This window comes from Roseomonas sp. CAU 1739, assembly GCF_039839775.1.
Taxonomy (GTDB): Bacteria; Pseudomonadota; Alphaproteobacteria; order Acetobacterales; family Acetobacteraceae; genus Neoroseomonas.
Genome location: NZ_JBDOQQ010000006.1, coordinates 167,719 through 191,530, shown reverse-complemented (window position 1 = coordinate 191,530; position 23,812 = coordinate 167,719). Strand labels below are relative to the sequence as shown.

Annotated in this window: 17 protein-coding genes; 12 read left to right on the top strand and 5 right to left on the bottom strand. The window is 71.2% G+C overall.

Translation table 11 applies throughout. From position 1 onward, the window contains the following. Positions 1-112 precede the first annotated feature (112 nt). The 7 genes from AAFN86_RS12475 to rfaE1 all read left to right on the top strand — a co-directional run bounded on the left by AAFN86_RS12475 (position 113) and on the right by rfaE1 (position 9,145). Positions 113-769, top strand: a complete 657-nt coding sequence (locus AAFN86_RS12475; protein WP_347543652.1) for an SURF1 family cytochrome oxidase biogenesis protein — start codon at positions 113-115, stop codon at positions 767-769. Beyond that, positions 769-2,256 (top strand): carboxypeptidase M32, encoded by a 1,488-nt coding sequence (locus AAFN86_RS12470; RefSeq protein WP_347543651.1) that lies wholly within the window; start codon positions 769-771, stop codon positions 2,254-2,256. Before AAFN86_RS12475 ends, AAFN86_RS12470 begins: the two co-directional genes overlap by 1 nt. Next, positions 2,256-3,062 carry a sulfotransferase domain-containing protein gene (locus AAFN86_RS12465; protein ID WP_347543650.1) on the top strand — a complete coding sequence of 269 codons (807 nt, stop codon included), beginning with the start codon at positions 2,256-2,258 and terminating at the stop codon, positions 3,060-3,062. The genes AAFN86_RS12470 and AAFN86_RS12465 overlap by 1 nt, the downstream gene beginning before the upstream one ends. 241 nt (positions 3,063-3,303) lie before the next feature. After that, positions 3,304-4,701, top strand: a complete 1,398-nt coding sequence (gene thrC / locus AAFN86_RS12460) for a threonine synthase (protein WP_347543649.1) — start codon at positions 3,304-3,306, stop codon at positions 4,699-4,701. 122 nt (positions 4,702-4,823) lie between these two features. Then, complete coding sequence (locus tag AAFN86_RS12455) at positions 4,824-6,089, top strand: pitrilysin family protein (RefSeq protein WP_347543648.1); 1,266 nt, start codon at positions 4,824-4,826, stop codon at positions 6,087-6,089. Between the two features lie 191 nt (positions 6,090-6,280). Beyond that, positions 6,281-7,606 (top strand): TldD/PmbA family protein, encoded by a 1,326-nt coding sequence (locus AAFN86_RS12450; protein ID WP_347543647.1) that lies wholly within the window; start codon positions 6,281-6,283, stop codon positions 7,604-7,606. 78 nt (positions 7,607-7,684) lie between these two features. Continuing rightward, a complete protein-coding gene (gene rfaE1 / locus AAFN86_RS12445) occupies positions 7,685-9,145 on the top strand; it encodes a D-glycero-beta-D-manno-heptose-7-phosphate kinase (RefSeq protein ID WP_347543744.1) in 1,461 nt (486 codons plus the stop codon). 93 nt (positions 9,146-9,238) lie between these two features. Here rfaE1 and AAFN86_RS12440 read toward each other — a convergent pair whose 3' ends face one another. The 3 genes from AAFN86_RS12440 to AAFN86_RS12430 are packed head-to-tail and all read right to left on the bottom strand — an operon-like array spanning position 9,239 to position 11,345. After that, complete coding sequence (locus AAFN86_RS12440) at positions 9,239-9,619, bottom strand: hypothetical protein (RefSeq protein ID WP_347543645.1); 381 nt, start codon at positions 9,617-9,619, stop codon at positions 9,239-9,241. A gap of 9 nt (positions 9,620-9,628) precedes the next feature. Next, entirely contained in the window at positions 9,629-10,330 is a 702-nt protein-coding gene (locus tag AAFN86_RS12435; RefSeq protein WP_347543644.1) for a lysozyme inhibitor LprI family protein, read from the bottom strand. Between the two features lie 37 nt (positions 10,331-10,367). After that, a complete protein-coding gene (locus AAFN86_RS12430) occupies positions 10,368-11,345 on the bottom strand; it encodes a tripartite tricarboxylate transporter substrate-binding protein (protein ID WP_347543643.1) in 978 nt (325 codons plus the stop codon). 121 nt (positions 11,346-11,466) lie between these two features. Between AAFN86_RS12430 and AAFN86_RS12425 the strand changes: the two genes are divergently transcribed. From AAFN86_RS12425 to AAFN86_RS12405, 5 genes are all read left to right on the top strand, one after another. After that, entirely contained in the window at positions 11,467-12,675 is a 1,209-nt protein-coding gene (locus AAFN86_RS12425; protein ID WP_347543642.1) for a CoA transferase, read from the top strand. 345 nt (positions 12,676-13,020) lie between these two features. Beyond that, the gene (locus AAFN86_RS12420; protein WP_347543641.1) at positions 13,021-13,926 is read left to right on the top strand and encodes a DUF808 domain-containing protein; all 906 of its coding nucleotides are present in this window, start codon (positions 13,021-13,023) and stop codon (positions 13,924-13,926) included. Positions 13,927-14,027: 101 nt separating this feature from the next. Beyond that, positions 14,028-15,167 carry an acyl-CoA dehydrogenase family protein gene (locus AAFN86_RS12415; RefSeq protein WP_347543640.1) on the top strand — a complete coding sequence of 380 codons (1,140 nt, stop codon included), beginning with the start codon at positions 14,028-14,030 and terminating at the stop codon, positions 15,165-15,167. Next, on the top strand, positions 15,167-16,177 hold the full coding sequence (locus AAFN86_RS12410) for an acyl-CoA dehydrogenase family protein (RefSeq protein WP_347543639.1): 1,011 nt from the start codon (positions 15,167-15,169) through the stop codon (positions 16,175-16,177). Before AAFN86_RS12415 ends, AAFN86_RS12410 begins: the two co-directional genes overlap by 1 nt. Then, positions 16,174-16,977: a crotonase/enoyl-CoA hydratase family protein gene (locus AAFN86_RS12405; protein WP_347543638.1), complete on the top strand. Its 804-nt coding sequence runs from the start codon at positions 16,174-16,176 to the stop codon at positions 16,975-16,977. The genes AAFN86_RS12410 and AAFN86_RS12405 overlap by 4 nt, the downstream gene beginning before the upstream one ends. Before the next feature lie 301 nt (positions 16,978-17,278). Here the strand turns inward: AAFN86_RS12405 and AAFN86_RS12400 are convergent, their stop codons facing one another. Beyond that, entirely contained in the window at positions 17,279-20,125 is a 2,847-nt protein-coding gene (locus tag AAFN86_RS12400) for an AsmA-like C-terminal region-containing protein (protein ID WP_347543637.1), read from the bottom strand. Continuing rightward, a complete protein-coding gene (locus tag AAFN86_RS12395; RefSeq protein WP_347543636.1) occupies positions 20,122-23,781 on the bottom strand; it encodes a hydantoinase B/oxoprolinase family protein in 3,660 nt (1,219 codons plus the stop codon). The genes AAFN86_RS12400 and AAFN86_RS12395 overlap by 4 nt, the downstream gene beginning before the upstream one ends. Positions 23,782-23,812: the final 31 nt, after the last annotated feature.

Below are 23,812 nucleotides of genomic sequence, written 5' to 3'. Positions count from 1 at the left end.
CGGCGCGGCACCGGTCGGGCCTTCCGGCCGGCGCCACAAGCCCATATAGCCCTGACCGATGGCCAAGCGCACCGCGACCCCACCGTCCCGCCCCGGCCCCTGGCGGCGCCTGGTGGTCCCTTCCATCGCGACGGGCCTGGCCCTGCTCGCCCTGGTCAGCCTCGGCACCTGGCAGGTCGAGCGGTTGCTCTGGAAGACGGAATTGCTCGCCAACCTGGCCGCCGCTGAAGCCGCCCCGCCGCAGCCCCTGGCCGAGCCGCCCGTGCCGCTCAGCAAGGTGACGGTCACCGGGCAATTCGACCATGCGCGCGAGGCGCTGGTCGGCATCGAACTGCACGGCACCACCCTGGGCGGGCGGCTGGTGACGCCGCTGATGCGGCAGGATGGCGCCCCGATCCTGGTCGATCGCGGCTGGGTCCCGTTCGAACGCACCCAGCCTGTCAGCCACCCCGAAGGCGCCGTCACCGTCACAGGCTGGATCCGCCCGGGGGAGACGGCAGGCTGGACCGCGGCCAGCGACGACGTCCCGGGGCGGCGCTTCTACACCTTCAATCCGGCGGTGATCGGCGCCGCGCTTGGCCTGCCGCGCGTCGCCCCCTGGGGGCTGGTGGCGCTGGGCCAGGCCGAGGGGCTGCCCGAGCCATCCGTCACGATGCCGCGGCCGACCAACAATCATCTCGGCTATGTCATCACCTGGTATGGGCTCGCCGTGGCGCTGGTCGGCGTCTTCCTGGTCTGGGCCCGCCGCCGCCTCAAGGAGAAGAGCTGATGCCCAATGCCGCGCTGAACCGCCTGAAGGCCCGCTTCGCGCGCATCGCCGCGCTGGGTGAGGCCGCGGGGATGCTGCACTGGGATGCGGCAACGATGATGCCGCCCGGCGGCGGGGCATCGCGGGGCGAACAACTCGCCGCCCTGGCCGGGCTATCCCATGAGTTGCTGACCGCCCCGGTGGTCGAGGAAGACCTCGAGATCGCGCTGGCGGAGGGCGATTGGGAGCAGGCCAATCTCGACCTGATGACCCGCGCCCATGCGCGCGCCACCGCCCTGCCGACCGAACTGGTGGAGGCCACCGCCCGGGCCAATTCGGCCTGCGAGAAGGTCTGGCGAGACGCCAAGGCCCGCGCCGACTTTGCCCTGGTCTGCCCGGCGCTGACCGAAGTGGTGCGCCTGCAGCGCGAAACCGCGCAGGCGCTGGCGGCGGAACTCGGCATGGATCCCTATGACGCGCTGATGGATGGCTATCAGCGCGGCGTGACAGCGGCGGATGTCGAGCCGGTCTTCGCCGCCTATCAGGCGTTCCTCGCCGAGGCCCTGCCGCGTGCCGAGGCGATCCAGGCCAGACGCCCTGCCCCGCAGCCGCTGCCCGGCCCCTTTCCGGTCGAGATCCAGCGCCGCCTGAGCCGCGCGCTGTCCGAGCGCATAGGGCTCGACTACGACCACGCCCGGCTGGACGAATCCCTGCACCCTTTCTGCGGCGGCACTCCGGCGGATGTGCGGCTGACCACCTTCTACGACGAGCGCGACGTCGCCAAGGCGCTGCTCGGCGTGCTGCACGAAACCGGCCACGGGCTGTATGAACGCGGCCTGCCGGAGGCCTGGGCGCGCCAGCCGGTGGGCGAGGCGGCGGGGATGGCCGCCCATGAATCGCAATCCCTGATCGTCGAGATGCAGGCCTGCCGGTCGGATGCATTCCTGGGCTTCCTCGGCGGCGAATTGCGCACGGCTTTCGGCGGTCCGCCCGCGCCCTATGAGGCCAGCAACCTCGCCCGGCTGTGGCGCCATGTCGGGCGCGGCTTCATCCGCGTCGATGCGGATGAGATCACCTACCCTGCCCATGTCATCCTGCGCTTCCGGCTGGAACGCGCGCTGATCGGCGGCGACCTCCAGGTCGCCGACCTGCCTGGCGCCTGGAATGACGGGATGGAGGCGATGCTCGGCATCACGCCGCCCGACGATGCGCGCGGCTGCCTGCAGGACATCCACTGGCATGACGGCGCCTTCGGGTATTTTCCGTCCTACACGCTGGGTGCCATGGCCGCGGCGCAATTGATGAAGGCGGCGCGGGCGGCAGTGCCGGGCCTCGATGACGCGCTCGGCCGGGGCGACATGGCGCCGCTGCTCGGCTGGCTGCGGGCCAATGTGCATGGCAAGGGTTCGCTGCTCGGCTTCCAGGACCTGCTGCGGGCGGCAACCGGCAAGCCGCTCGACCCGGCGGATTTCATCGAACACCTCACCGTGCGCTACCTGCGCGATTGATGGCGGGTGCGAGCATCACCCTGGTCGCGGGCTATCCGCGATCGGGGACGACCTTCACCGCCGGGTCCTGCGCGGCCTCCGAAGCCTGGTGGCACCATGGCGAAGGCATTCTGTCGATGCGCGACAAGGCGCGCCCGCGCACCGGGTTCCAGCTCGATGCCGGGCTCGACCGCGCGGCCTTCGATCGGTCGGTTGCCAGCCTGCGCCGCTTCTCGGTCCGCACCCACAGCCCACCCGAGGCGGTGCGCCGCGACTTCCCCGAGGTCTGGGACCGCATCGCACGCATCGTCTATGTCCAGCGTCATCCCTTCGAGGTCGCGCTGTCGGTCTGCCGCTACGTCATCGCGACGCAGGGCTTCGTGCCGGGCAGCGGCCGGGCGGAGACATCCTTCGATTCCGCCGCCGAACGCGGAGAGGTCGCCGCCTTCTTCCGGCTGTTCTGCGACCACCGCGGCGCGCCGGACTTCCTGCCCGCCTGGGGATCCTGGTCGGACCACGTCGCGGCGTGGCGGGCGGCAATGGACACGGCCGGCCTGCCCTGTGCCGTGCTGTCCTACGACCGGCTGGTGCGCGAGCCGGTGGCCCGGCTGACGACCGCCGCAACCACGCTGGGCCTGCCCTGGCAGGAGGAGCATGTGCGCAAGGCGGTCGCGCAGATGGAACCCGACAAGGTCCGCAAAGGCATCGGCGCCTTCTTCGTCGGCCAGGACCCGGAGCGGCTCCGCTATCCGGCGCTGCTGCGGGATGACGACATCCGCGCCGGCTTCGCGACCTTCGGCACGGAGATGCTGCGCTTCGGGCTGTAGCGCCGGCAGGTTGGGCGGGAAGGCCGGAGGGGCCTTGCCCCCCGACCACCCCGCCAATGGCTCAGAGCGTGATGGCCGCCATTCTGGGCGCCCGGCACCAGATCGGGGGCCCCAAAGACCACAGGCCTATGGTGGACGCGGTGCGAAGGGAGGCAACGCCCAGGCCCGCCCGTCAGACCATCTCCGCGCCCAGGCGCCAACGCCCCTCGCCGCCACCGCCCCGACCCGGTAAAGACCCCGCATGCGTTACGTCTCCACCCGGGGCCAAGCCGCCCCGCGCGATTTCGAAGCCGTCCTGCTCGCGGGCCTCGCCGAGGATGGCGGCCTGTTCGTGCCGGAAACCTGGCCCACCCTGACGCCGGCCGAATGGCGGGGGATGCGCGGCCTGCCCTACCCGGCGCTCGCCGCCCGCATCCTGGCCCTGTTCGGCGCCGGCGACATGCCGCTGGAAGCCATGTGCCGCGACGCCTATGGCGGCTTCGGGCATCCGGCCGTGGTGCCGCTGGTCCAACTGGACCACAATACCTTCGCGCTGGAGCTGTTCCACGGCCCCACGCTCGCCTTCAAGGACATGGCGCTGCAGCTGCTCGGCCGCATGTTCGACCATGTGCTCGACAAGCGCGGGGAGCGGGTGACGATCGTCGGCGCAACCTCGGGTGACACGGGTTCGGCCGCCATCGAGGCCTGCCGCGACCGCGCGGCCATCGACATCGTCATCCTGCATCCGGAAAACCGCACCTCCGAGGTGCAGCGCCGGCAGATGACCACCGTGCTGGCGCCGAATGTGAGGAACATCGCGGTCCAGGGCGATTTCGACGCCTGCCAGGACCTGGTGAAGGCGATGTTCAACGACGCGCCCTTCCGCGCCGAGATGCATCTGTCCGCCGTGAACTCGATCAACTGGGCGCGCATTGCGGCGCAGATCCCATATTACGTCGCCGCCGCGCTCGCGCTCGGCGCGCCGGATCGCGAGGTCGCGGTGTCCGTCCCCACCGGCAATTTCGGCAATGTGCTGGCCGCCTGGGCAGCGCGGCGGATGGGGCTGCCGATCAGGGGCTTCGTCATCGGGTCCAACCGCAACGACATTCTCGCGCGCTTCCTCGCATCCAACGACATGACCGCGAAGCCCGTGGAACCGTCGCTGTCGCCGTCGATGGACATCCAGGTCTCGTCGAATTTCGAGCGGCTGCTGTTCGAACTGCTCGGTCGCGACGCCGCCGTGACCGCGGAGATGATGACGCGCTTCCGCGCCGAAGGCCGCATGCCCATCCCCGACGCCGCATGGCGCCAGGCCTCCGCGCTGTTCCGCGGCTTCACCCTGGACGACGACGGCACGCTGGCGGAAATCCGCCGGCTGTGGTCCACCGCCGGCTACCTGGCGGACCCGCATACCGCCGTCGGCACCGCCGCCGCCCGCGCCCTGCCGCCGGCCGACCCGGCCATCCCGGTCATCGTCGCCGCCACGGCGCATCCGGCGAAGTTCCCCGATGCGGTCGAACGCGCGACCGGCATCCGCCCCCCTCTGCCCGCGCGCCTCGCCGACCTATATGAGCGGGAGGAGAGGTTCGGCGTCCTGCCGAACGACCTCGGCGCCATCGAGGCCGCCGTGCGTGCCCACACCCGACGCAACGCCGCCTGAAGCGATTTCCGTTCGCCGTGGCTCCCGGAAGCCGCTGCAGGTGTTAGTTTCGCCGAGCGTCCTCACCCGGTCCGGTGATCCCACCTGACCGGGACATGCCCTCAGGGAAGCCCCCACCGCACATGACCGATGCCGTCCGCGTCACCCGCCTGCCTAATGGCCTGACCGTCGTTTCCGAGACCATGCCGCGCGTCGAGACCGTCTCGGTCGGCGCCTATATCGGCGTCGGCACGCGCCATGAATCGCCCGAGGTCAACGGCGTCTCCCATTTCCTCGAACACATGGCCTTCAAGGGCACCGCCCGGCGCGACGCCGCCGCCATTTCGCGTGAGATCGAGAATGTCGGCGGCCACCTGAACGCCTACACCGCCCGCGAGCAGACCGCCTTCTACGCCAAGGTGCTGAAGGAGGACACGGCGCTCGCCGTCGACATCATCGGCGACATCCTGACGCATTCGACCTTCATCCCCGAGGAGATCGAGCGCGAGCGCGGCGTGATCCTGCAGGAGATCGGCCAGGCCAACGACACGCCGGACGACATCGTCTTCGACCATTTCCAGGAAGTCGCCTTCCCGTCCCAGGCGATGGGCCGCCCCGTGCTCGGCACCGAGGACACCATCAAGGCAATGAGCCGCGATGCGCTGACCGGCTACATGCGATCGCACTACGGCCCGCAGCAGATGGTCGTCGCCGGCGCCGGCGCGCTGGAACACGACGCGCTGCTCGACCTGGTGCGCACCCATTTCGCCGACCTGCCGGCAACCACCACCGCGACCCCGGAAGCCGCGCGCTACGGCGGCGGGGAATTCCGCGAAACGCGTGAGTTGGACCAGGTGCACATCGTGCTCGGCTTCCCGTCCGTGCAGCATGGCGACCCCATGCACTACCCGACGCAATTGCTGTCCACGCTGCTCGGCGGCGGCATGTCGTCGCGGCTGTTCCAGGAGATCCGCGAAAAACGCGGACTGGTCTATTCGATCTATTCCTTCGCCTCGCCCTTCCGCGACGGCGGGTTGTTCCAGATCTACGCCGGCACCGGCGAGAAGGAAGCCGGCGAGTTGATGCCGGTGACGATCGAAGCCCTGCGCGCCGTGCAGCGCGACGTGACCGAGGACGAACTGAACCGCGCCAAGGCGCAGCTGCGCGCGTCGCTGTTGATGTCGCTTGAATCGACCGGCAGCCGCTGCGAACAGCTTGCCCGGCAGTTGCAGGTGTTCGGCCGGGTGATCCCCGTCGAAGAAACCAAGGCGAAGATCGCCGCGGTGACGGTGGAACAGGTGCAGCAGGCCGCGGCAGCGATGTTCCGCGCAGCGCCGACGCTGGCGGCGATGGGGCCGGCGGAGCATGTGCCGTCGGTTGCCGAGATCATGGAGAAGCTGGCGGCGTAAGGTCGGGGGAGAGAACTCCCCCGATCCGGTCGCCCATCGACGTTGCTGCGCAACGCCGACGGGGCCGGGACCCCCTCCTTTTTCTGTCCATTGGCGCTGACCCCGGCGGTCAGTTCCCGATAGACAAGGACCGGAGGGGGATTCGGGGGAGGTGTTCCTCCCCCGCCTTTCTTCTGCCTTGGGGAAACACGATGGACCGCCTCACCAAGCTCGCCGACCTGATCGCCGCGGCGAAACGTGCCGGGGCGGATTCCGCCGATGCGCTGATCGTCGCCTCCACCTCGCTCTCCGTGCGCCGTCGCCTCGGCGCCATCGAGCAGCTCGAACGCTCCGAGGGCTTCGACCTCGGCCTGCGCGTCTTCATCGGGCAGCGGGTGGCGATCGTCTCTTCCACCGACCCGGATGCGAAGGGCTTCGACACCCTGGCCGAGCGCGCCGTCGCCATGGCGCGGGTTGTGCCCGAGGATCCCTATGCCGGGCTGCCGGTGGCGGTGCCGGTCGCGGCCCATGACCTCGACCTCGCCGACGCCGAGGAACCAAGCGCGGAGGCCTTGCTGGCCCGCACCGCGGCGGCCGAGGAAGCGGCCCTCGCAGTCGCCGGCGTGACCAATTCCGATGGCGCCGATGCCGGCTGGGGCCGGTACGAGATCGCCCTGGTCGGGTCGAACGGCTTTGCCGGCGCCTATGCGCGGACCTCGCATTCGATCTCGACCACCGCGGTGGCGGGGACGGGCACGGGGATGGAGCGCGACTACGACTGGTCCTCGACCGTGCATCTGGCGGACCTCGGCGATCCGGTGGCGATCGGGCGACGGGCAGCGGAACAGGCGGTGCGCCGGCTGAACCCGACGCGGCCGAAGACGGCGCGCATCCCGGTGGTGTTCGACCAGCGCGTGGCGGGCAGCCTGCTCGGACACCTGTCCGGCGCGATCAACGGGTCCGCCGTGGCGCGTGGGACGTCCTTCCTCAAGGACCGGATGGGCGAGCAGGTGCTGGCCAAGGGGCTGGTGGTGCGCGACGACCCGCTGCGCCGCCGCGGCCTGCGGTCCCGGCCCTTCGATGGGGAGGGGATGCCCGGCGAGGGCCGCGTCATCGTCGGCGACGGTGTGTTGAAGACCTGGCTGCTGGATTGGCGCTCGGCGCGGCAATTGGGCCTGGTATCCACCGGCCATGCCAGCCGCGGCACGGGTGGGCCGCCGGGGCCGGGGGCGACCAATCTGTGGCTCGAGGCGGGCAGCCTCAGCCCTGCGGCACTGATGGCCGACATCAAGGAAGGCCTCTACGTCACCGACCTGATCGGCATGGGGGTGAACGGCATCACCGGCGACTACAGCCGCGGCGCCTCGGGCTTCATGATCCGCGACGGGCAGTTGGCCGAACCGGTCAGCGAGATCACCATCGCCGGCAACCTGCGCGACATCTTCCTGAACATGACACCGGCCGATGACCTGGAATTCCGGCGCGGGACCGACAGCCCGACGGTGCGGATCGAGGGCCTGACCATGGCCGGATCATGACCGTTATCTTGCGCTGCAATACAACCATGGGGTAGGGGCATGAGGATGACAGGCCCCGTGCCCGACACCGACCGGCCCATGCCGGAAATCCCCGTGGCGGAGCTCGCGGAGGCGATCCGCGGCCTGAAACGCGCCTCCGTCCTCGTGGTCGGCGACGCCATGCTCGACCGATACGTGTACGGATCGGTGCGTCGCATCAGCCCGGAGGCGCCGGTCCCTGTGCTGGCGGTGGAGCGCGAGGTCGCCATGCCCGGCGGCGCCGGCAATGTCGTGCGCAACCTGACGGCCCTTGGCGCGGCGGTGGCCTTCGTCTCGGTGGTGGGGGATGACCAGTCGGGCAGCGACCTGACAGGGCTGATCGGCGGCCAGCCGGGCGTCGAGCCCTGGCTGCTGGTGCAGGGCGGCCGCCACACCACGACCAAGACCCGCTTCATTGCCAATGGCCAGCACATGCTGCGCGCCGACCAGGAAGTGGTGCAGGGCATCCATCCCCGGCTGGCTGACCGCCTGGTGAAGATCGCCGGCGATGCGGTGGCGGTGACCACCATCCTGGTGCTGTCGGACTACGGCAAGGGCGTGCTGGACGGTGAGACCGCCAGGCGGCTGATCGATGCGGCCCATGCCGCCGGGCGCAAGGTGGTGGTGGACCCCAAGGGGCGCGACTATGCGCGCTATGCCGGGGCGGACCTGATCACGCCGAACCGCGCGGAATTGTCGGAAGCGACCGGCATGCCCGTTGACGGCGAGGACGCGATCCTGGCCGCCATGCGGGCGCTGCGCGACGCGCATGGCTTCCGCGCGGTGCTGGTGACGCGCAGCGAGGATGGGATGACGCTGCTCGAAGGGGAAAGCGTCCATCATTTCCCGGCCGAGGCCGAGGAGGTGCACGACGTCTCCGGCGCCGGGGATACCGTGGTCTCGACATTGTCCGCGGCGATGGCCGCCGGGCAGTCGCTGCCGGTGGCCGCACGGCTGGCGAACATCGCGGCCGGCATCGTGGTCGGCAAGGTCGGCACCGCGGTGGTGCGCGAGGAAGAACTCGCCGAGGCGCTGACCCCCGAACGCGGCGCGCTGCGCAAGGTGATGTCGCGCGCGGCCGCCGCCGAGCAGGTGGAACGCTGGCGCCGGCGCGGCTGGCGCATCGGTTTCACCAATGGCTGCTTCGACCTGCTGCATCCGGGCCATGTGCATCTGCTGGAACAGGCGCGGTCCTGGTGCGACCGGCTGGTGGTCGGGCTGAACTCGGATGCTTCGGTGAAGCGGCTGAAGGGCCCGACCCGGCCGATCCAGTCCGAGGCGGCGCGCGCCGCCGTGCTGGCATCCCTGGCGACCGCCGATTGCGTGACCCTGTTCGACGAGGACACCCCGGTCGAACTGATCCGCCTGCTGAAGCCCGATGTGCTGGTGAAGGGTGCCGACTACACGGTCGAACAGGTGGTCGGCGGCGACATCGTGCAGGATTACGGCGGCGAGGTGCGGCTGGCACAGTTGCTGCCGGGCAATTCCACCACCGCGACAGTGGCGCGCATCAAGGGATAGGCCGCGATGGCCCTCGGCACGGTCGTGCCGCCGGGCTGCACCATGCGGACCACCGACCATGCTGATTGTGCTGCGTGAGCGGCAGCGGCCGCATCACGGTCCGCTGCCGGGCCGCGCGGCGGGCGTGATGGCGCCGTCGCCGACCAGCAGATACGGCAGGCGGCAGATCTCGATCCCACGCCGCTGCAGGCGCCGCCCGTCATCCCGCACGATGGTGAGGTCGATCAACGGCCCCGCCAGCGAACGGAAGGACATCGCAAGCCCCGGCGGCAGGATGGTTTCACCCAGCCAATCGTGGTCGTCGGCATCGCTCGCCGCGGCGCTGGTGATGAAGATGCTGCGGATCGGCCGCGATGAACGGTTGTCGACCCGGAAGGCGCCCTCGCAGCCTTCGGGCAGTTCCTCGCCCCGCGCGACGCGCGGCAGCGCGCCCGCGAAGGCGGCGAGCAGCAGGGCGCGGCGCGTGCCGGGCATGCGCCGAACTCAGCCGGCCGCCCCGCGTCGCCTGATCTCGGCCTGCGCGTCCTCCATCGTCTCCTGCAGGCAATCGAGCGGCACGCGGCCCGACGCACGGACGCACGCCTCGCGCGCACCGACGTAGCGGCTCAACAGCGTCTCCAGCTCCGCCAGGGCCGCGGGGTTGCGCGCAAGCCGGGCGCGCGCGGCCTCGGCGTCGCGGATCACCGCCGCGTCCATCGCCTGCATGCCGGGCGTGGCACAGATCTGCGTCGCCGCCCAACCCGCGGTCGCGGTCGCGGGGCAGGACACCGCCCGCAGCCCGGTCGGCGCCGACGCGGCGGCAGCGGCCGGTTTGGCGGTCGGGAGCGCGGCGGCGGTGCCGGGCGCGGCCTGGGCCAGCGCTTCAAGGTCACGGGCACGGACGCGCATCACGCGACGCAGGCAGGATACCGCCTCGCGCGCCTGCGGGCCTTCGCAGCCGCGGCGTTCGCCCAGCCAGGCGCGCTGGGCGGCCTGCAAGGTGGTCCGCTCCTCGGCGCTCGCGCGTTCCGTCGCGGCACGCCAGGCGACGGCGATGCGGCGGTCCAGTTCCGCCAGGTCGGCCTGCGCGCAGATCTGCCTTTCATCCCAGGCGCGGGCCTGGCGGCAGTCGAAAGACGGGCCGGTCTGCGCCCGCGCGGACAGCGGCAGCAGGGCAAGGGCGGCGACAATCAGGGTGCGGATCATGGCGCGCAGACCAGCACGCCCCGCGGTCACGCGTCCATCACTCGATCGCAACGCCGGATGCCTGCACGACCACGCGCCATTTGGCGACCTCCGCGGCGAGGAACGCCAGGGCGCGGCCGGGGCTGGTGTCGGACTCGGGCTCGATGCCGATGCCCAGCAATTCCTGCTGGAAACCGGCATCGGCCATGACGCGGCGGGTCGCGTCGGACAGCACGGCCATCACCTCGGGCGGGGTGCCGGCGGGGGCGGCGAGAATGTTGAAGGTGCTCGCCTCGGCCCCGGTGATGCCTTCCTCGACCAGGGTCGGGATGGCGCGATCCACCGCGCTGCGCGTCGGGTGCATCACCGCGACGATGCGGATGCGCCCGTCGCGGTGCAGTTCGTACAGCGTGCCGAAGGTGTCCACCTGGAAGGCGGTGGTGCCGGCGACCAGGTCCTGGATCGCCGGGCCGGAACCGCGATAGGGGATGTGCTCGGCGCGCAAGTCACCGGCACGGGCGAGGAACAGCGCGCCCGCCAGGTGGTTGGACGTGCCCACCCCCGAGGAGCCGTAGGACAGCGCGCCGGGCCGCGCGCGCAGCGCCGCGACCAACTCCGCCGTGTTGCGCGCGCCCGTCTGCGGCCCGACCGCCAGCACGAAGGGCACGACGCCGAGCAGCGAGACCTGCTCGAAATCCTTCACCGAATCATACAGCGGGCGGCGATAGACCAGCGGGCTGGTCAGCGCGGAAGACGACGCGTGGAAGATCAGCGAATACCCATCCGGCCGCGCCCGCGCGACATCCTGCGCGCCGAGCATGCCGCCAGCCCCGGCCTTGTTCTCGATCACCACGGTCTGGCCGAGCGCGCGCTGGAAGCGGTCCACGAAGCGCCGCGCGAACACATCGGTCGGCCCGCCCGGTGCGAAGGGCACGACGACACGCACGGTGCGTGACGGGTAGCGGTCCTGCGCGCGCAACGATGGCGCGGCAAGCAGCGACGCCGCCGTGGCGCCGAGCATGGTCCGGCGTTGCATGGATCGTTCCTCCCGCATTCGTTGCGGGCATCGTGCCGTGGCGCGGCGCGCGGCGCCAGCGGGCTTTGCGCCCCGCCCTTCCTGCGCCACCCTGCGGCCCGAGTCTGAAACCGGAGGAACCATGGCCGGCGCCCTTGATGGCCTGCGCGTGATCGACCTGACGCGGGTGGTGGCGGGACCGCTCTGCGCGCAGATGCTGGGCGACCTCGGCGCCGATATCGCCAAGGTGGAACGCCGCGGCGACGGCGACGACCTGCGCGCATTGGGCCCGCCCTTCGTGCCGGGCACCGAGGACAGCGCGTATTTCGTCACGCTGAACCGCAACAAGCGGTCGGTCTCCGTCGATTTCGCCAAGCCGGAAGGGGCTGCGATCCTCAAGCGCATGGTCGCCAACGCCGATGTGCTGATCGAGAATTTCCGCCCCGGCACGCTGGCGCGCTACGGCCTTGGCTATGACGACCTGCGTGCGGTCAATCCACGGCTGATCTACTGCTCGGTCAGCGGCTTCGGGCAGTCCGGACCCTATGCCGGGCGGTCGGGCTACGACTTCGTCGCGCAGGCGATGACCGGGCTGATGGAGGTGACCGGCGAGGCGGATGGCACGCCGGGCGGCGGGCCGCAGCGCGTCGGGGTGCCGGTCGCCGACATGTTCACCGGCTTCGCTGCCGCCGTGTCGATCCTCGCCGCGCTACGCCACCGCGATGCCACCGGCGAGGGCCAGGCGATCGACGTCAACCTGTTCGAGACGATGGCGTCGCTGATGCAGGCGCCGATGTCATCGTGGCTGAACGCCGGTCGGATCTTCCCGCGCAGCGGCAATGACAGCCCCGTCGCCGTGCCCTACGGCGTGTTCGAGGGGTCGGACGCGAAATTCGTCATCGGCGTGCTGAACGACCGCGAATTCGTGCGGCTCGCCGACGCCCTGGGCCACCCCGAATGGTCCGACGATCCGCGCTTCAAGCGGGCGCGCGACCGCGCCGAACACCGCGCGGCACTCCTCGACCGCATGCGCACGCTGCTGAAGACGCGCCCGCGGGCCGAATGGCTGGCCAGGCTGGAAGACGCGAAGATCACCTCCGGTCCCATCAACACCGCGCAGGATTTCGAGGCCGACCCGCATGTGGCGGCACGCGGGTCGATCGTGGAGATCCCGCATCACGCCGGGCGCACGGTGCGCGTGGTGGCGTCGCCGCTGCATCTTTCGGCGACGCCGGCCGAATACCGCCATGGGATTCCGGCCCCCGGTGGGGATACAGATGCGGTGCTGGCGGAGTTTGCGGGGATGACGACGGAGGAGATCGCATCGGCGCGGCAATCCGGCGTCGTGTAGAGATTGGACGGGCGCCGCCCCTCCAAGCCACCCCGCCAGGGACCAACGGGTCCCTGGACCGCGGGATATGGGCGCTTTGCATGGGGGGCAGCGTCGGGCTGGAGCGGCACCAAGGCCCCCGCACCGAGCCATGGCGTCAGCGCCAAAACCGAGGTTTCCAAAGGCCTTAGGCCTTTGGTGGGGTGAGGTGCGGAGAGGGGCAAAGCCCCTCTCTGCGAGGCACCAGACCGCCCAGACTTCGCGCACCTGGAGCGCCGCCCATCCAGGACGCCGCGTGACGACGCGGCAACCAACCCTGTGCCATGATGTTCCGCATAGAACACAACCAGCCGGGACAACCATCGCATGAGCACAGGCCTTCTGGCGCTGCTGGACGACGTTGCCGCCATCGCCAAGGTCGCGGCGGCCTCGATCGACGATGTCGCGGCACAGGCCGCCAAGGCCGGCGCCAAGGCAGCCGGCGTGGTGATCGACGATGCCGCGGTCACGCCGCGCTATGTCGTCGGCTTCGATGCGAAGCGCGAATTGCCGATCATCGGGCGGATCGCGCTGGGCTCGCTGTTCAACAAATTCGTCATCCTGCTGCCGGCGGCACTCCTGCTGTCCGCCTTCGCGCCGTGGGTGATCACGCCGCTGCTGACGCTGGGCGGCATCTACCTGTGCTTCGAAGGTGCGGAGAAGGTGCTGGAATGGGTGCGCCCGCACCCCGAACAGGCGCAATCGGCCGCCGTGCCGATGGATGCGAAGCAGCTGGAAGACACGCGGGTCAGGGGCGCGATCAAGACCGACTTCATCCTCTCGGCCGAGATCATGGCGATCGCGCTCGCCACCATGCCGGAGGCGAATGTCTGGACGCAGGGGGCGGCGTTGGCGGTGGTCGGGCTCGCCATCACCGTCGGCGTCTATGGCGTGGTCGCGATGATCGTGAAGGCCGATGACGTGGGTGCGGCGATGGTCCGTCGCGGCATCGGCGCCGGCGCGCTGCTGGTGCGCGGCATGCCCAAGGTGCTCAAGGTGCTGTCCATCGTCGGCACGGTGGCGATGATCTGGGTCGGCGGCGGCATCATCCTGCATGGGTTGGAATTCTTCGGTCTGGCGGCGCCGGCGCACGCGGTGCACGGCGCGGGCCTCGCCGTGGGTGGCGGCTTCATCGGCTGGATGGTGGAAGCGACGCTGTCGGGCGTGGTCGGGCTGGCGGTCGGCGTCGCGGTGATCCCCGGGTTGTCGCGGCTGCTGGGCAAGGGGCATTGACGCGCGGCGCGCGTCGGGGGGGGCATTGACGCGCGTCGCGCGTCGGGGGGGCATTGACGCCGCGCCATCCACGGGGAGGATCACGGCGGGAGTAAACCGCCATGACCGGACTGCGCTTCGACCTTCGTGACCCACCGCCGGGTGCCGCCGCCCTTCGCGCGGAGGTCCGCGCCTTCATCGCCGAGCATGAGGTGAAATGGACCCCGGAGGTCCGCGCCCGGTCCTGGATGGGCTTCGACCGCGACTTCACCCGCGCGATCGGCGCGCGCGGCTGGATCGGCATGTGCTGGCCAAGGCCGTATGGCGGCGGCGAACGCAGCTTCCTCGACCGCAATATCGTGCTGGAGGAAATGCTCGCCGCCGGCGCCCCGGTTGGCGCGCATTGGATCGGCGACCGCCAATCCGGCCCGCTGATCCTGCGCCTGGGCACCGAGGCGCAGCGGCAGAAGTTCCTGCCGAAGATCACCACCGGCGAATACGCCTTCTGCATCGGGCTGTCGGAACCGGATTCCGGATCCGACCTCGCATCGCTGCGAACGCGGGCGGATCGCGTCGATGGCGGGTGGAAGCTGAACGGGCGGAAGATCTGGACCACCTTCGGCCATCTCTGCGACTGGATGATCGCGCTGGTGCGGACCTCGCCGGCGCCGGAAGGCGGGTCGAAGCATCAGGGCCTGTCGCAGATGCTGGTGGACCTGAAGGCGCCGGGCGTGACGATCCGCCCGATCCACGACCTGGTGGGCGAGAAGGGCTTCAACGAGATCACCTTCGACGACGTGATGCTGCCGGACGACGCGCTGGTCGGGCAGGAAGGCGCGGGCTGGGCGCAGGCGACGAGTGAACTCGCCTTCGAACGCTCCGGCCCGGATCGCTACATGTCGTCGCATCCGCTGCTGGAAGCCGGCATCGCCGCATTGCGCGACGACCCCACCGCCGCGACGACGCTGGGCCGCCAGGTCGCGCGGCTGTGGACGCTGCGGTCGATGTCCACCGCGGTCGCCGGCATGCTGCAGGACGGTGCCGACCCGGTGCGCCAGGCCGCGCTGGTGAAGGATCTCGGCAACGACTTCGAACAGGGCCTGCCTGACCGCATGCGCGACGTGATCGACACCGATGCGATGCCCGAGGAGATGCGGCGCATGCACGCCTACCTGACGCAGATCGTGCCGACCTTCTCGCTGCGCGGCGGCACGCGGGAGATTATGCGCGGCATCATCGCGCGTGAACTGGGACTGCGGTGATGGCCGACACGATCGGGGCGGAACTCGCCGAACAGGCCACCCGCGCGCTGGAGGATTCGGCCGGCGTCGACGTGCTGCGTAACCTCGAGAGCGGCGGCTTCCCGGGTGCCGCCTGGGGCGCGATGGAAGCCCTCGGCCTCGGCGCCGCGCTGGTGCCCGAGGATCGCGGCGGGGCGGGTCTCGGCTTTCTCGACATCGTGCCGGTGCTGGAGGCGCTGGGCCGCGCCGGCGCGCCGGTGCCGCTTGCCGAAGGGATCGGCGCCGCCGCCCTGCTCGCCGCCGCCGGCATCGAGGTGCCGGAAGGCGTGCTGACCTTCGCCGCAGCCGGGGCAGCGGTGCCTTGGGGCCGCCATGCCGGGCATGTCGTGCTGGTCGACGGGGCGCGCGTCGCACTGTATCGCGCCGCCGCGCTGCGTTGGACGGAAGGCACCAATACGGCCCGTGAAGCGCGCGACTTGGCCGAGCCGACCGGCGCGCCAACCGCCGAAGGCACGCTGCCCAACGCCTGGGGCGCGGAGGCGGCGATTCTGGTCACCGCGCTGCTGCGCTCGGCGCAGATTGCTGGGGCGATGCAGGCGGCGCTCGCGCTCGCGGTGGACCACGCCAATACCCGCAAGCAGTTCGGCCGCCCGATCGGGCGCTTCCAGGCCGTGCAGCAGCAACTCGCCGTCTTTGCCTCGGAGACCTCGGCCGTTTCGGTCGCCGCCGCCGCCGCGGCGCGCGCCGCGGACAGGCGCGGCCTGGCCGGTGCGGCCTTCGAGATCGGCTGCGCCAAGGTCACGGCAGGCGAAGCGGCGGCGAAGGGTGCCGCCATCGCCCACCAGGTCCTCGCCGCCATGGGCATCACCGAGGAACATTCGCTGCATCACCTGACGCGCCGCCTGTGGTCCTGGCGCGAGGAAGGTGGCACCGAACGCTTCTGGTCCGCCCGCCTCGGCGCGCTTGTTCAGGGCACGCAAGGCGCGCTCTGGACCTTCATCACCGACCGCGACGAGGAACCCGCCGCATGACCGACTTCCTGAAGACCGACCGCGACGGCCATGTCGTCACCCTCACCCTGAACCGGCCGGAGAAGCGCAACGCGATTTCAAGCGCGGAGGAATGCGCCGAGGTCGCCGATGCCTGCCGCGCATTGAACCGCGACCCCGATGTGCGCGTGGTGATCGTGACCGGTGCGGGCACCGCCTTCTGCGCCGGCGGCGACCTCAAGGGCATGCGCGACCGCACCGGCATCACCAAGGGCGACACCGGTGCCGAGATGCGGGACTCCTACCGCTTCGGCATCCAGATGATCCCTCTCGCGCTGTATGAGATGGACATCCCGACCATCGCCGCGATCAACGGCCCGGCGATCGGCGCGGGGCTCGACCTCGCCTGCATGTGCGACATCCGCATCGCGTCGGACACGGCGCGCTTCGCGGAATCCTTCGTCAAGGTCGGCATCGTGCCCGGCGATGGCGGCGCGTATCTGCTGCCCAAGGTCGTCGGCATGTCGAAGGCGCTCGAGATGTCGCTGACCGGCGATGCCATCAACCCCGCCGAGGCGCTGGCCTGCGGGCTGGTGTCGAAGGTCGTGGCGCCCGACCAGCTGCTGCCCGCCGCGCGCGAGATGGCCGCGCGCATCGCCGTGAACCCGCCCCAGGCCGTGCGCATGACCAAGCGGCTGCTGCGCGAAAGCCAGCACATGCGCCTGTCCACGCTGCTGGAGATGTCGGCGGCGTATCAGGCGCTCGCGCATGGCACGCGGGATCATCGCGAAGCGGTGGATTCGATGCTTGAAAAGCGAACGCCGCACTTCGAAGGGCGCTGATCGCAGCGGTTGCAGCGGTCGCAGCAGCGACCGCTGCTTGTGTTTTCATGTCCCTCAGACGGCGGGCGCCGCACATCCGTGCGGCTTGCCTTCGCGCCATGGACCGGCGCGCTGGGCGCGGCTGGAGGTCTGGGCGCGGTCGCGCTGCGCGCTCCCGGATCGCGGCAGGGCCGCGATCCGATTCAAGGCCCCGCCCCTCGCCGACCCTGCAGACGCCACGCATCCGTGCGGCTTGTCTTCGCGCCATGGACAGGCGCGCTGGGGGCGGCGTGGTCTGAAGAAGCCGCGCCCCCCGGCATCCTCACTGCGTCGCCCGCCACCGCGCCCAATCCGCCAGTTCCGGCTGGCGTCGCGGCGTATCGGCCGGGCCGCTGACGCGCAGCGCCACTGCGGGCGCCTCGGCCGGCGGCGGCTGCACCATGAAGCGCAAATCCACGGTCCCGCGGCGCAGATCGACGCTGCCCTCGATACCGCCGGACACACCGCCCTCGCCCGCCATGCGCACGCCATCCAGCGTCACCACCCCGGTTGCCGCACGCCAGCCGCCTTCCAGGCGTTCCAGCGCCGTCGCACCGCCCTCCAGCCCCTCACGCATGGCGGCCTCGGCCCGGGCCTGCTCCTCGATGCCGGCGGCATTGGTCACGGATCGCAGCGCGATGCCCGCCAGCACGCCATCGACCACCGCGAAGCGCCCGTCCCCTGCAAGGCTGCCAAGCAGCGCGGCCGGTGCGTGGCCGCTTGCGCTGAAACGCCCCTGCGCCGAAACCTGCCCGGACGCCAGGTCAATCGGCAGGCCGAACAGCGGCTGCGTCAGCGTCGCCCCGGTGAGGCCGAGCGAGCCGGACAGCACCGGCGGCGCCGCCGCGGCATCAATGGCCAAGGTCCCCTCGACCGCGCCGCCGCCAAGCCGCGCCTTGATCTCGTCCAGCACCAGCCGCCCGGCATCGAGCCGCAGCTTCGCCGCCACCTCGCGGAGCGGCGGCAGGTCGGGCGCGACCACCTCGGCGGCCTCGACAGCCAGTTCCGCATCGAAGGCGCCGAGCACGCCGACACCCAGCGGATCATTGTCGCGCAGCGAAAGGCCCGGCAGAGGCAACCGTTCCGCCGCCAGCCGCCCGGTCAGGCGCGGCCGCGCGCCATCCAGCGCCAGCGCCAGCTGCCCGCGTGCGCGCAGCCCGCCGGCGACGAGTTCCAGGCTGTCCGCCGCGATCGCGCCGCGGCTGCCGGACAGGGCGGCGATCAGGGAGAAGGACCCCTCCCCCAGCCAGGCCGGCATCTGCGGCGCGCCGAGCAGCACGGCGAGCCGCGGTGCGCCGGGATGGCGCAGCGTCAGGTTTCCGCTCAGCCGTCCCGGCCCGAGGTTGAACGTGGTCTGGCCATCGAAGCGCAACTCGCCAAGCTCGCCCTCGGCCGCCAGGGCCAGGGCATCCATGGGCCCGCCGCCCGTGACGCGCAGGCGCAGCGCCTGGGTGGCGAATGCCTGGGGCAACGCGACAATCGGTGCCGCCATCGTCGCCAGGCCGGCGGCGCTGCTACCGGCGACCTCCAGCACCAGGTCGGCGAAGCGCGGCGTGGGCCCTGTCGCCAGGCTGCCGGCGAGCGTCACATCCGCCCCGCCGATCCGCGCGGAGGCGCGCCGCAGCCCGATCCGGCCGCGTTCCATCACCGCATCCAGCGCCGCGCGCCCGGCGGTCACGCCATCCCAGACCACCGCCTCGGCCGCCAGGCGCAGATTGGCGTCCAGTTCGAACCCGCCGCGCAGCAGCGGTGCCCAATCGGCCGGTGCGGGCAGGAGCCCGTCCAGCACCAACCGGTCGAAATTCAGCCCCAGGCCGAGCGCTGGCCGCGCGCCGAAGCGGAACACCCCTGCGCCGCTGACCCGCCCACCATCCAGCGTGGCAGACAGTTCCGGCACGCCGAGTTGCGTCGCTTCCAGCACCAGCCGCGCCCGGCCATCGAAGGCGCGCAGCCGGGACGGGTCGAAGCGTTCCACCGGCAGGCCGAAGGCGGCGATGGTCGCGCGCAGGCTGGGTCCGGCGAAGCGCAGGGCAAGTTCCAGCCGGCCGCCGGCGGTGGCTCCCGCGGCCTCGATCTCCGTCTCCCCGGGCAGCAGGGCGGCAATGTCGGTCAGGGTGATCCGGTCGCCTTCGCGAAAGATGCCGCCGCGCAGCCGCCGGATGGTCTGGCCGCGGAAGGACGCCGCCTCGGCGGACAGGTCGAGCCCGACCGGCAATGGCGGTGTCTGCGCGCCGCGCAGCGCGGCAACCCAGGCATCAAGGTCGATGCGCGCCAGCGCCAGCGCGATGTCGAGCCGCGGTTCGGGCCGGAAGCGAAAGGTCGCCGCCCCCCGCCCGGTGACGCCGCCGAGGTCGATGGCGAGATCATCGGCCGCCGCGACCTCCCCTGTCACGCTGACGCGTCCGGTGGCGCGGAACGGGCCGGGGGGCGCAGCCATCAGCAGCGCCAGGTCGCTCCCGGAGGCTTCGATGCGCCCTTCGAAGCCACCTTCGGCAACGAGCGCGCCGCGCGCCGACACATTCGCCCCCTGCGCGGCGACGGACAGGTCGAGCGTCGCCACGCCGTCGAAGCCGGGGCGGCCCAGCACCGCCTCGAAACGCGCCGGGGCGCCGCGCCAGGTGAAGCTGCCTTCGGTGCGGATGGCATCGAGCGGGCCAGGGGCGGCAAGGCGCGCCGAGACGCCGTCGAGCACGACGCCGCCGACCTCGACGCGGCTGTCCTCGATGCGGGCGTCGAAGCCGGTCAGCCAGGGCGGCGGGCGCAGCGCGCCGATCGGCTCGGGCGGCCAGGGCAGGCGGATTTCTGCGCCCACCAGCACCAGGTCGCGCGGTTCCAGCCGCCCCGTCAGCAGCGGCGCCAGGCCAAGGCGCAGGCGCAGCACCCGCGCGGAAACGCCGAGCGTCTCACCATCCGCATCGCCGACGCGCACGTCATCGGCTTCCAGCATCGGCTGGGGCAGCAGAGTGACGCGCAGCGGGCCTTCCACCGTCACCGTCCGGCCAAGCCGCGCCGTCGCGATGGTGGCGACGCGGCCGCGCTGCGATTCCCAGTTCAGCAAAAGCGGGCCGAACCACGCGGCGAGCAGCAGCGCGATCGGCAGCAGCGGCAGCAGAAGAAAGCGCTTCTTCACCCGGCCGGAGTCCCCCAGCCGCCGCCGCCCGGCGTCTCCAGGCCGAAGACGTCGCCGGGGGCCAGGCTGGCGCGGTCGCTGCCTTCCAGCGCCTCGATCCGGCCATCTCCGCGCTCGACCCATTGGCGGCCGGCCGCGCCATCGGCACCGCCCTGCAGACCATGCGGCGGGACGGTGCGGCGGGACGCGACGATCACCGCCTCCATCGGGCGCAGGAAGCGGATGCGGCGGCGCGACCCGTTGCCGCCGTGCCACTGGCCGGCGCCGCCGGAACCATGACGAATGGAAAATTCCTCGAGCCGCACGGGGTAGCGCAGTTCAAGGATCTCGGGGTCGGTCATGCGGGTATTGGTCATGTGCGTCTGGATCGGGCCGGCGCCGTTGAAACCGGGGCCGGCGCCGACGCCGCCGCAGACCGTCTCGTAATACTGGTAGGTGGCGTCACCGAACAGAACGTTGTTCATCGTCGCCTGGGCCGAGGCGCAGGCGTTGAGCGCGGCGAGCACCGCGTTGCAGGTCATCTGGCTGACTTCGGTGTTGCCGGCGACCACCGCCGCACCGGGGCGCGGGCTCAGGAAAGTGCCTTCGGGGATGATGATCTCCAGCGGCTTGAGGCAGCCATCGTTGAGCGGGATGTCCTCACCGACCAGGCAGCGGAAGCAGTAGAGCACCACGGCGCGGCAGACCGCGCTGGGCGCGTTGAAATTGTCGGGCCGCTGCGGGCCGGTGCCGGTGAAGTCGATCACCGCGCGGCGCTCCGCGCGGTCCACGCGGATCGAAACCTTCAACGGCGTGCCGTCGTCGATGGTGGTGGCGAAGGCACCGTCCGGCAGGCGTTCCAGCACGCGGCGGACGGATTCCTCCGCATTGTCCATCACGTGCTTCATGTAGGCGCGCACGGTGGCCAGGCCGAATTCGGCGACGGCGCGCTGCAGTTCCTGCACCGCCTTCTCGTTCGATGCGACCTGCGCCTTGATGTCGGCGACATTCACGTCGGGGCTGCGTGCCGGGTATTTCGCACCGGCGAGGACGGCGCGGAACTCCGCCTCGCGGATGCGGCCGCCATCGACCAGCAGGAAGTCGTCGATGACGACCCCCTCCTCCTCCAGCGTCTTCGATCCCGGCGGCGTCGAGCCCGGCGTCAGCCCGCCGATATCGGCGTGATGGCCGCGCGAGCCGACGAAGAACAGGATCTCGCGCCCGGCCTCATCGAAGACGGGCGTGATGACGGTGATGTCGGGCAGATGCGTGCCGCCATTGGACGGGTTGTTCAGCGCCACCACATCGCCCGGCTTCAGGGTCGTGCTGCGCGACCGGATGACGGTGCGCACGCTTTCGCCCATCGCGCCGAGATGCACCGGCACATGCGGCGCGTTCGCGACGAGGAAGCCCTGCGCGTCGAAGATGGCGCAGGAGAAGTCGAGCCGTTCCTTGATGTTCACGCTCAGCGAGGTGTTCTGCAGGACGGCGCCGGCCTGCTCGGCGACGTTCATGAACAGGTTGTTGAACAGTTCCAGCATCACCGGATCGGGCCGGTCGCTGGTCGCCGCCAGCGCCGCGGCGCGCGGCGAGGTCCGCCGCAGCACGAGGTGGTCGAGCGCGGTGAGTTCGGCGGTCCAGCCCGGTTCGACCACGGTGGTGGCGATCGCCTCGCGGATCAGCGCCGGGCCAGGGATGAGATCGCCGGGGAGCAGCGCATCGCGGTCGAACAACGGGGCAGCGTGCGCCGCGCCTTCGCTCCAGACCTCGACCGTGTCGATGGGTTCGGGGTGGCCATCGCCGCGATCGGGCAGAGCGGGTTCGGTGACGCGCTCGCCGGGCATGGTGACCTCGGCGATGCAGGCCTCGACCACCACCTGGCGTTCCGGCGTGGCGAAGCCGAAGCGGCGGCGATGCGCCTCGGTGAAGGCGTCCAGCACCGTGGCGTGGTCGGCAAAGCCGACGGGCAGGAAGGCATCGGTGCCGGCGTAACGCAGGTGCAGCCGCCGCGCCGCCTGCAGGCGCGACGGGTCCGCCCCCTGCCGCACCAACTCCTCGCGGCCCTGTTCGACCAGCGCATCGAGCCGCGCGGCGAGGTCGGCCATGCCGTCGGCGGACAGCGGCGCTTCCACCGCGCCCTCGCGGATCACCGCCTGGTCGGCGAGGCCCATGCCATAGGCCGAGAGCACGCCGGCGAAGGGGTGGATGAACACCGTCTCCATCCCCAGCGCATCGGCGACCAGGCAGGCATGCTGCCCGCCCGCGCCGCCGAAGCACTGCAGGGCGAAACGCGTCGCGTCATGGCCCTTCTGGATGGAGACCTGCTTGATGGCGTTCGCCATGTTGGCCACGGCGATGCGCAGGAAGCCCTCGGCGACGCCGCGCGGATCCTGCCCGGTGCCGGTAGCCTGCGCGATCTCGGCGGCCAGGGCGGTGAACTTTTCCCGCACGACCGACGCGTCGAGCATCTGGTCGCCATCCGGCCCGAAGATCGCCGGGAAGTGCCTTGGCTGGATCTTGCCGACCATGACATTCGCATCCGTCACGGCGAGCGGCCCACCGCGGCGATAGCAGGCCGGCCCCGGCACCGCCCCAGCGCTGTCCGGCCCGACGCGCATCCGCGCGCCGTCGAAATGCAGGATCGAGCCGCCACCCGCCGCGACCGTGTTGATCGCCATCATCGGCGCGCGCATGCGCACGCCGGCGACCTCGGTTTCGAAGGCGCGTTCGAATTCGCCGGCATACAGCGCCACGTCGGTGGAAGTGCCGCCCATGTCGAAGCCGATGATGCGATCGAACCCACCCATTGCCGCGGTGCGCGCGGCACCGACGATGCCGCCCGCCGGGCCGGACAGGATCGCATCCTTGCCCTGGAAGCGGCCGGCCTCGGTCAGCCCGCCATTGGACTGCATGAAGTAAAGCCGCACGCCCTTCTGCGCGCCGGCCGGCTCCGGCCCCACGCCCTCGGCGCCCGGCGATCGGGCCGCCTGCAGTTCGGACGCCACCTGGTCGACATAACGCCGCAGGACCGGCGACAGATACGCATCCACCACCGCGGTGTCGCCACGCGGGACGATGCGCGGCAGCGGGCTCGCCTGGTGGCTCAGCGAGACCTGGGTGAAGCCTTCCTCACGCGCGATCGCGCCCAGGCGCAGTTCATGCGCCGGATGCGCCCAGGCATGCATCAGCACGATCGCGACCGCGCGGATGCCATCGGCGAAGCCGGCCTTCAACGCGGCGCGGGCCGCCACTTCATCCAGAGGCTCGATCCCGGTGCCATCCACCGCGACGCGGCCGCCGATCTCGGCGACGCGTTCATGCAGCAGTTCCGGCAGCCGCACATCAAGGTCGAACAGCCGCGGCCGCGCCTGGTTGCCGATGCGCAGCATGTCGCCAAAGCCACGGTTGACCACCAGCAGCACGCGTTCGCCCTTGCGCTCCAGCAGCGCATTGGTGGCGACGGTGGTGCCCATCTTCACCGCCTCGATCGTGCCGGGCGGGATCGGCGCACCGGGGGGCAGGCCCAGCGTCTCCCGGATGCCGGCCACCGCGGCGTCGCGATAGCGCTCGGGGTTCTCCGACAGCAGCTTGCGAGTGGACAGGCGCCCGTCCGGGTCGCGCGCGACGATATCGGTGAAGGTGCCGCCACGATCGATCCAGAACTGCCAGCCAGCCATGAAATCCCCATCCATCACCAAAAGCGGGCGG